Annotated in this window: 8 protein-coding genes; 4 read left to right on the top strand and 4 right to left on the bottom strand. The window is 56.5% G+C overall.

All coding sequences use genetic code 11. The features are described 5' to 3' along the window. Positions 1-886, bottom strand: an 886-nt coding sequence (locus tag VGJ94_16525; protein ID HEY3278222.1) for a hypothetical protein, incomplete at its 3' end; no start/stop codon positions are given. A 289-nt stretch (positions 887-1175) separates the two neighbouring features. On the opposite strand from VGJ94_16525, the gene VGJ94_16520 reads away from it, so the two are divergent. The 4 genes from VGJ94_16520 to VGJ94_16505 all read left to right on the top strand — a co-directional run bounded on the left by VGJ94_16520 (position 1176) and on the right by VGJ94_16505 (position 3820). After that, the gene (locus VGJ94_16520; GenBank protein ID HEY3278221.1) at positions 1176-1415 is read left to right on the top strand and encodes a DUF6429 family protein; all 240 of its coding nucleotides are present in this window, start codon (positions 1176-1178) and stop codon (positions 1413-1415) included. Positions 1416-1679: 264 nt separating this feature from the next. After that, the gene (locus VGJ94_16515; protein HEY3278220.1) at positions 1680-2015 is read left to right on the top strand and encodes a hypothetical protein; all 336 of its coding nucleotides are present in this window, start codon (positions 1680-1682) and stop codon (positions 2013-2015) included. Next, a complete protein-coding gene (locus VGJ94_16510) occupies positions 2012-2347 on the top strand; it encodes a hypothetical protein (protein ID HEY3278219.1) in 336 nt (111 codons plus the stop codon). Before VGJ94_16515 ends, VGJ94_16510 begins: the two co-directional genes overlap by 4 nt. A gap of 345 nt (positions 2348-2692) precedes the next feature. Further along, positions 2693-3820: a hypothetical protein gene (locus tag VGJ94_16505; protein ID HEY3278218.1), complete on the top strand. Its 1128-nt coding sequence runs from the start codon at positions 2693-2695 to the stop codon at positions 3818-3820. An 8-nt stretch (positions 3821-3828) separates the two neighbouring features. Here VGJ94_16505 and VGJ94_16500 read toward each other — a convergent pair whose 3' ends face one another. The 3 genes from VGJ94_16500 to VGJ94_16490 all read right to left on the bottom strand — a co-directional run bounded on the left by VGJ94_16500 (position 3829) and on the right by VGJ94_16490 (position 8950). Then, positions 3829-5175 carry a histone deacetylase gene (locus VGJ94_16500; GenBank protein ID HEY3278217.1) on the bottom strand — a complete coding sequence of 449 codons (1347 nt, stop codon included), beginning with the start codon at positions 5173-5175 and terminating at the stop codon, positions 3829-3831. Then, entirely contained in the window at positions 5172-6851 is a 1680-nt protein-coding gene (locus tag VGJ94_16495; GenBank protein ID HEY3278216.1) for a hydantoinase/oxoprolinase family protein, read from the bottom strand. The genes VGJ94_16500 and VGJ94_16495 overlap by 4 nt, the downstream gene beginning before the upstream one ends. Before the next feature lie 233 nt (positions 6852-7084). Then, positions 7085-8950, bottom strand: coding sequence for a rhodanese-like domain-containing protein (locus VGJ94_16490; protein ID HEY3278215.1), 1866 nt, complete (start codon positions 8948-8950; stop codon positions 7085-7087). Between the last annotated feature and the right edge of the window lie 261 nt (positions 8951-9211).

The raw sequence follows: 9211 nt of genomic DNA, 5'->3' as shown, positions 1-9211 counted from the left end.
CGGCGTTCCTCAGGTGTCCGAGCTCCATATCCAGGTGGAGCTCCCATATTTTTCTGATCCTGGGGTCGAGCTCCTTTTCCATAAAGGAGTGGTAGAGGTAGCACTCGTTATACTCGTGGACGACCATCATCTCGAAGAAGTCCATCCGGGGGTCGAGGAGGCTCTCATACTGGGAGACGTGCTGCTCCTCTATCATCCCTATCTCGATATAGAGACCCCTGCCTACGGGGTCGGTGATGCGGTTCGCCATGTTCATGTAGAAATTCATGGTCTGCTGCTCTCCTGCCAGGAGGGTAAGGATATAGAGGAGGTCCTTGGGGTCTGCCTTCTTACGGTCGGAGGGCGCCCGCAGGGAGTCGAAGGGGTGACGGTGCTCGACTATGGTGGGTCTTCCCGGCATCACCTCCGTATAGTCGTGGACGAGCTTGTTGGCCTGCGTGCCTTCCGTGGTCTCCATGAGGTTGGCATAACGGTAGAGGTGGTCGAAGTCTTCGAGAAGTCCGAAGTCGAAGACCTGCTTCACGTAGGGGTCGGTGACGGTGCGGGCGAGAAAGGCGGTCAGGTCTACGGCGACCTGCTCGTAGCCTATGGTATTTTCGAGGATTGACTCATTGCCGGGAATGAGCCCGCTTATTGCCTTCTGCTGCTGCTGCTCGATCCTCCTTTGCAGGGCGAGCTGCTCCTTGAGCTCGGTCCGCTTCTCCATCCGGTTGAATTCATGGAGGAAGAGCGCTGCTTCCACTTCGAGGGCGTTCATGAGGATAATGCGACAGCGGGTATAGGGATCGACCTCCTCCTTGTCATAGGGGCGGCCGGCGAGCTCACTCCAGTTGCGCACCTGCTTCTCCAGGGGTAAGCCTTTTTCCTTCAGGGGGTTAAATGTCATGGTTCTTTCTCCTTTCTTATATGACGTCGTGCCTAATATGCACATAGAGTAAGCTAAGTAAGGCCATTACGCCTGTCAATCGCGGTTCGGACTACACCGGACGAGTGGGGTGCTTAACACCCGTCGGCGGTGGCTTATGCGACGTTGTTCGTTTCATCAGGGAGAACCGATTGCAAGTGGGTATCTATCCTGGGTGAGACAATATTTCTCGTTGAAATTTCGAAAAACATGGGAGACAATGTTTTTGCGAGCTAAGCGTGTTTTCATCTCATTTCTTATGGAGGATCAGATGAAATATGATGAAGATAAGATAGACGAATATATCCTTGCCCTCCTCTACCTCGGTACCCACGACAGGGAGGAAGGTTTTGGTGCGAGAGTCTGGAAAGGGTTCGACTGGGACGCCATGGACAGGCTCCATCAAAAAGGATTTATTTCAAACCCCATAGGCAAGGCAAAGTCGGTAGTGATCAGTGAGGAGGGTTTACTCAAGGCGAAAGCGCTTTTTGAGCAGTTTTTCACGAAATGAACGCGCCCAGGCGGAGAGAGGTTCACCTCGCATATTTTTTATAAATTATGCTGCGTACCCGAGTATTGACGGTTTCCCGCAAACACTCGGGCGGGCATTCCCCGGCATCCATATTACAAAAAATTCAATTGTTGCCGGCCGTCCGGGTGAACAATCCCATATAATCCCGCCCACCGTTCCTTCCACTCCCCTCTCCCCCATTGACACCATCTCTCCCGCCTGATAAATTTACTCATCATTACGCTGGAAGTAGGTGGAGGTAGGATGGAGGAGGATAGATGGGGGCTTGACCCCCAGGTTCGTTATCTGCGGCGCGCGTTTGCAATGATAGAGAAGCGGCAGGGGGAGCTTCTTGCGCGGCTTGGCGTTCTGCCTACCGATTATCGCCTTCGCCGTATCCGTGAGACTACGCTCAAAACCTTCGAGGATCTCGGCATGACCGCGAACCGGCGCGGCGTTGTCCGGGACGAGGAGGAGACCGCCATCCTTTATATCTACTGTTTGGTCCGGGTGCTTCGGGCGAACCGCATCCCCGTGGACGACTCCGAGCTGCCTGCCCATGAGGGGATCGCCCGGTTGGCAAAGGAGATGCTCCCATGATCCGGCTTCGCCTCTTCGGCCGGTGCCGTATTTACCATGACCCTGTGAGCCCTGTCGCCAAGGCCCCGGCCCAGGTGGGCTGGACGGCGTGGTTCCGCACCATCGACCTTGTGACGCCCCAGAAACTGAAAGGGGAGGAGCTCCTTCGCCGGGCCAAAGGCTGGTGGACCGTGGAGCCTGCGGACGTGGCCGAGGTGGTGAAAGCCCATGGAAGACTCGTGGTCGGAGACGGCGGCGAGCTCATGGTGGAGTTCGTTGACGACAAGGCAGCTCAAGCCCTTGCGCAGGCACTCCAGGAGCGTTTCGGGGACCAGGTCCAGCTTACTCCATAACCTCCCGATCAAAATCCTTATTAGCCGTAGATAACTTCGGATAAAACCGGATGAAGGCAGATGAATGAGTGCGATTGGCCCGGCCGACCTGGCCGGGCCAATACTCTCGGCCCTGCGGGGCCTGAGAGTGTCCAACCGGTGGCGTCACCGGTTGGACTAATTAGTCGCTTTCATCCGCCTTTATCCGGTTTTATCTGCGGCGAAAAAAGGTTTGAACTGAACCCGAGACTTACTCCCTCGCCAAGTTTTTTCTTGACCATTTTTCGTCATTATTCTAAGTTTCTCCTATCCCTGAAGAAATCTGTCATCCCATATTCGAAGTGGGCAAAATACCAGAGGTGACGAATGGTCGGTAAACTCTTTCTCTTTATGATCTCTTTTGTGGGCGTCATGGCTGCCGGGCCCGCACTCGCAGTGGCGGCGATCTTTCTTATGAAGGTAGATTTCGATGGGCTTGTGGCCCAGCACGGGACCCTGTTGAGCGTCGTCTTTGCCCTCTACATGTCATTCGTGGTCTTCATGTTTTTCTCTCTTCAGGACCGGTTTATTGTCTTTAGACCTGAGCCCGGAAAAACTCCCCGGCCGAAGGCAGAGGTGGTGGCCCTCCTCGAAAAAGCCTTTACCACGCCGGTCGAAGGGGGTAAACTCTTCGATTTCATGGCCCAGGGGGACAGGGTGGTGATCACCTGGTCCTCCTCGCTCGATTATTTTCAATTGACCAACGTGGGTGGGCGGGGCATGAAGCGCGTGATCGTCCTGACTCTTGACGAGGCGGATCGCGACGCATTCTTTATCATGAAAGATAAGGACTGGCGATGGAATGTATCTAAGAACTTCTTCAGTTTCTCTCTCAATTATTCTACCGGGATCTTTTCCGAATATGAGTCGGAGACCTATCCCTCGATCTCATTTTCCGAAAACGGCGGTCTCAGGGTGGACCTCAAAAAACTGAAGTACAGCTCCAATGAGCTCTGGATTCCCATACAGACGGCCCTTCTCTCTTCGGGGTGGACGCTTCGCGGCGGGATGATGCCGAAATTTTATCAGCGCGTGCTCCTCGCCCTGCCCCTGGGCATTGTCTGTTTCGCCTTCGGCTTTCTCGTCACCGGCATGGGGAAGCCTTCATTAAAGGCAGTCGCGATAAACCCGCCTGTTTCACGGGAATCGGGCGCCACGACACGGGCGGCCACTGATTCGAAACGAGCGGAACCCTCACGGACACAGGCGGCCGCGCCCTTGCCCGAGGGGGTATCATCCCTCGAAAAGATGGTCTCCCATATGACGACGGAGAATATCCAGGTGGTGCTCCAGGGAGTGATGATGACGCCGCCCGATTATCTCAACGAAGAGACGCGGAAGTCCTTCGTCGCCTACGGCAACGGCTATCTCGCAAAGCCGGACAGAAAGGAGGATTTCTCGTCCAAAATCAGGACTTTTGCCGCGAAGAACAAGATTCAGGGCCTTAAAGAGTAATTTCGACCCTAAAGGAGACTCTCTACTTCGGCCTTTGTATCGAAGGTGCGGAACTCATCGAGAATCCGGTCCTGGAGGTATACGTAATCGAAGGCGGGACGGTCTTTCATCTCCTCATAGGAGTCTCTGGCCTCCTCTGCGCAGGATTCGCAGCACGCACGGGGGAGGGAGACGCAGAATACCGTGTACCGCTGTCCCGTGCGCTGGGTAGCCGCCGAGGTAATGCGCCTGAAACCGGCACACCTTGGGCAAATCCGGAGCTCTTCGCGCTGCTCCTCCCTTAAGTAATCGGTATCGTAGAAGACCGATCTTTTGATTGAGGCAAATTCTTCGCCCTTCCTGCGGTTTTTCTCCACCACCTCTTCCCTCTGGCGAAAAACGGCAAGCTGTTGATCGACAAGGGCCCTGAGGTAGCGCATATTATCGGCAGTTTCTTTAAATCGCGCCGGATCGTAATCGGGCTCCCGGAGGTTCGAATAGTCGATGCCTGCCAGGGCCATGATAATCCCCATATTGATGTAAGGCAAGGCGGTTTCCACCGAATAGCCGCCCTCCAGGACCGCGATGTCAGGTTTGAGCCTCGTGGTCAGCGCGGCGTATCCCTGGGCCGTGAAGCTCATATTGGAGAGGGGATCGCTATAATGGTTATCCTGTCCCGCCGAATTGATCACGACTTCGGGCTTGAACTCGTCAAGGAGCGGCAGGACGAGGTTGTCGAGAACGTAATGGATGCCCGTGTCCGTGGTGCGCGGCGCAAGGGGTATATTGATGGTCGTGCCGAAGGCCAATGGTCCTCCCAGCTCGTCGTCAAAGCCGGACCCGGGATATAGAGTCCTCCCGTCCTGGTGGAAGGAGATGAAAAGCACGTCCGGGTCGTGCCAGAATATCTCCTGCGTGCCGTCGCCGTGGTGTACGTCCGTATCCACGATGGCGATCCGCCTTACCCCGTAGGTCTGACGGAGGTATTCGACCATCACCGCTTCGTTATTGATGTCGCAAAAACCGCGGTTGCCGTGGCTTACCGTCATGGCGTGGTGCCCGGGCGGCCTTATGATCGCGAATGCATTCTTGACCTCCCCCTTCATGAAAGCGTCGGCCATCACGAGTGCCGATCCCGCGGAAACGAGATGGGCCTGGGTAACGCGGGTATCGACGGAGGGCACGCAGAAATGGGTCCTCGATACCTCCTTGAAAGAGGCCAGACGGGGATGGTACTCGGAAATTTCATCCATGTCCATTATCCCCTCTTCAAAGAGCTGGTCCCGCGTATAGAGGAGCCTCTCCTCCCGTTCAGGGTGAGTAGGGCTGATGGCCCAGTCAAAGGCAGGGAAGAAGAGCACCCCTGTCGGCTTCACAGGTCCACCCCCTTGAATTCCTCGATAAACCCCGGTGTAATCTGGATCCCCACATCGAAGAGCTTTCCGGCGAGCCCCATGCCCCGGATCATGTTGAACTGCTCCTCCAGGTAGACCTGGGCGTCCTCCGAATAGACGGACAGCCTCCTTTGGCGGCTCAACTCCGCTAGAAGCATGCGCGCCAGCTTCACCGCATCATGAACCTGGTAATCCCGCTCCTTGACCGGCCCGCTGAATCCTCCCGGCGCCCCGGAATAGGTGCGCTTTTGCGTGTCCACGTGGACCTCCATTGCCAGGGTCGGCCGCGAGACCGCCGCGCCCAGTGCATTGGCGACGGGTGAATAGGGATGGAGAAAATAATCGACCCCCAGCTCCCTGGAAAGAAGGGGGATAATGGCCGGCGCTGCCGCGCCGATGCCGATCACCCGGTGGAGCACGAATTTTCTCTTGTTGACCACTTCCCAGACTTTGTAGGCAGGCTCGTCCTCCCACTCCGTAAACATGCGGCGGATAGCATCTTTTAACGTGGACGTCACCCGGTCCGCCACCGCCAGGCAGAGCGCCTCAACGGATTGACCCGCTTCAGCGGCAAGGGCTTCTATTTTTGTCCGCGAGGCCTTTATATCACCCAGATTAAGGTCCATGAGCACGTTAAACGCATCCGTCACGGTGGGCGTATCTCCGCCGAAGCAGACTGCCGGCCCGAGACGAAGGGGGCCTACCCGTAACGATCCATCTTCCATCCGGAGCGAACTGTCTCCGCCCAAGGCGATACTATGGACGGCAAAAGAGCTGACATGGGTCAGACGACCCTCGATTGTTGCCCCTTTCGAGGCATTAAGAGGCCGGCCGTCGATAAGGAGGCATATGTCGGACGTGGTCCCGCCCATATCGACCACCACGGAGTTCAAAGTTTCACGGCTTAACGCCATGGCGCCCATGGTGCTCGCCGCGGGGCCTGAAAAAACAGTCTCGCAGGGCCTCTTCCTGCTCCCTTCCAAAGTGGTGGTGCCTCCGTCGGCTTTCAGGATATGGACCTCGCAGGACGGGATGCGGTCCCTGATCGCTGCCTCTATCCCGTCGGCAAACCGGTTCCATTCTCTCATGGTCATCGCCGTATAATAACAAGTCACCGCGCGGCGGGGAAAATTAAGGCGTCCCGAGACCTCGTTGCTCAGGCAGACCTCCATTGCGGGATAAAGCTCTCCGATCCTTTCTCTCACGAATTTCTCATGGCTGTCGTTACGATGGGAGAACTTCCCCGCCACCGCCACCCGAAGGATGCCCGCACGGTCAACCTCGCGCAATACTAATTCGATTTCCTTCTTATCCGGAGGGTCAATTTCGCGTCCGCGAAAATCGATGCCTCCTTTCAGGAAATAAGTCTCCGGGCAGATCCGGTATGACCCATAGGGAAGCCCGCTTCCAGGCATAAGGAGGAGCGCGGTACGCTCGCCCTGCCCCGTGGCAAGGAGATTGGTTATCAGGGTGGTCCCCAACACGACCCGATGGACCTCGTCTCTGATCCCATGGGCAAGGAGCTCATCCAGGACCAGGAGGAGGGTCGCCTTCAGGTCCGTCTCGTCGGTCGGGCTCTTGACGGAATGGACCACCGCCCCATCCGAAAAGAGCACGCCGTCCGTATAGGTGCCGCCCACATCGATACCGATCAACACGCCTGCCACCTCCACCTTTTTCGCATTTCACTATTATACCGGGCGCGGGCGTTCTTCGCACCCCAAGGTCGAATCTTGCGATTAATGTATATAATCATAGCACTGATCGGGAGGGATGCCAAGGAAGAAGACTGTCCGGAAAGGAAGTATGAGAAAACCCGGGGCCATAATTCAACCCCGGGTTTCCCGTCGTTTCATTGCTGAATGCTAAGGAGATTTCGCTGCCTAAGGTCCTATTTTTGGTCCGGGCGCACCACCGGGTTACTCTCGTCGGCGCTCCATACATAGAAGCTGCCGTCGTAGTTCCTTATCCTGTCGTATCCCATGAGATAGGCCTGAAAAAAACCGATCGTGGAGCGCCAGCCGGTGCCGCAGTAAAACACCAGTTCCTTGTCGGGGGTGCCGCCCAGGCCTTTCCAGAGGCGTTGGACCTCGGGATAGGTGCGGTACGTATCGTCCTTCGTATTCACCAGGGCATCCCAGTCGCCCTGCCAGACGGCTCCTGGTATGCGCCCTTTTCTCGTGAAGAAGGGATAGGGGTTCGTTTTGCCGTCAAACTCGTCCCTCTTTCGCACGTCGAGAAGGATCGCCGAAGGGTTTTCCCCCTTTACCATGGACCGTATGTAACCGGTGGTGGCGTAAAGCTCTGGACGGAGCGGAACCTTGGCGCCGAAATCTGCCACGGGTGTGGGCTCCATCGCCTTTGCTGCCACGGGATAGCCTGCCCTTTCCCACGCGCTATATCCGCCGTTCAAGACCCTCACATCCTCGACCCCCGCATACATCAGGGCCCAGGCCACGCGCGAGGCCGTCATGGGTATGACCCTTCCCGACGAGTAGACGATGACCATCGCGTCTCTGGTGATGCCGAGGTCCATGAGCGCCTTCTGAAGCTGGTCGTCGGGGAGGAGCTTTGCGTCGTCGGGAACCACGTAATCGGGGTAGTACTTTTTCACGTCGTTCCCGTGCTCCACGTAACAGGGATGAATCGATACGGCCCCGGGTATGTAGCCCGCCTCTTTCCGGGTTATCATCTGGGAGATGGAAAAACTATTGTAACGGACTTCGAGTATCATGTATTTCTTGCCCTTGTAGGTGGGGGGATTTTTGCCGTCGATGAGGGCCTTTACCCAGGCGGGATAGACGAGCTTTTCGTAACGGGCGAGCTTCTCCATGGGTAGCGTTGGGTCGCGGGACCACTCGAGGATGGAGCCGTTTAAGGCAGAAGCGCGGGCATGGCCCATAAGCCTCAGGGCAAAGTAGACGCTCCCCGACCGTCTTCCGTCGGTGCAATAGGAGACGGTCTCCTTGTCCCCTGTCACGCCTTTTGATTCGAGCAAGGTCTTGACCTCTTTAAACTGGCGCACGGTCCCGTCGGCGTCGTAGAAGTCGCGGTAATCCAGGTTTATCGCCCCGGGAATATGTCCTCCCCGGAGTTCACCGTGAAGCTGCCAGCCGTTGAATTCCTCTATGGTCCGCCCGTCGATGAGGGTGAAATTATCCTTTCCGGCCCGGGCCGACACATAACGGGCCTGGGGCGCGAGACGCCCGTTCAGGGCGGCAACGAATTTTGCCCCGCCGGACCCGGCCTTCGTCTCCGTCTCAGCCGATCCTCCGGCGGCCGTCCACCTGGCCCAGCCTCCGTCCAGGATATGGACGTCCGTACAGCCGAGGGCTTCGAGGAACCAGAAGAACCACCCCGTTGAGCCGGGCGATTCCGATGGGTCGCCGTAAAGCACGATTTTCGTGTTCCTTTGAAGCCCGGCGGAAGTGAGCAGCTCCTCGAGCTTCGCCACGTCCATTGCGCCGGCCGCGGCTTTGAATTTTTCAAACCTGAGGTTCACAGCCCTGGGGATGTGGGACTGCTCGTAACCTTGCGAGCGGGTGTCGATGAGGGCAAGCTCCTTGTCCTTTAAATTGGCCTGAAGCCATTCGGCGGACACGAGAAGCTCTCCATTGGGAAAGCCCTTCGCCCCAGGAGCAAAGCTCTTTTCGTCGGGACCCTCAGCCGCTGCCATGGAGCTTATGAGCATGATAATCGCCCAGGCGATGAGCGGCGTAAGCCGGATATAATGGAAGGACCTGTATCCCGGAATCATCGTAAAACCTCCTCAAAAATATTTTGGCCTTCCTCTTCCCGTCAACGGCATAAAGAACGAATCCTCTGTTCTTCTTCACATGGAGAGGAATGGGTGACGTGTACGCTTACTATACAGCCCGCCCGGGAGGTCTGTCCAAATAAAAAAACGACTTTTTAAATTACAGTAATTGTATTTGGGAATTAGTTGTCGATCGACCTGAAAAAATAGCCGGGAGAAAAGGCCTGAGCCTCTTTCTCCCGGCATCGTATTCTCTATGCC

This window comes from Syntrophorhabdaceae bacterium (genome assembly GCA_036504895.1).
Taxonomy (GTDB): Bacteria; Desulfobacterota; Syntrophorhabdia; order Syntrophorhabdales; family Syntrophorhabdaceae; genus PNOM01.
Note: the sequence above shows the minus strand (reverse complement) of the source record. Positions and strands in the feature narration are given on the sequence as shown.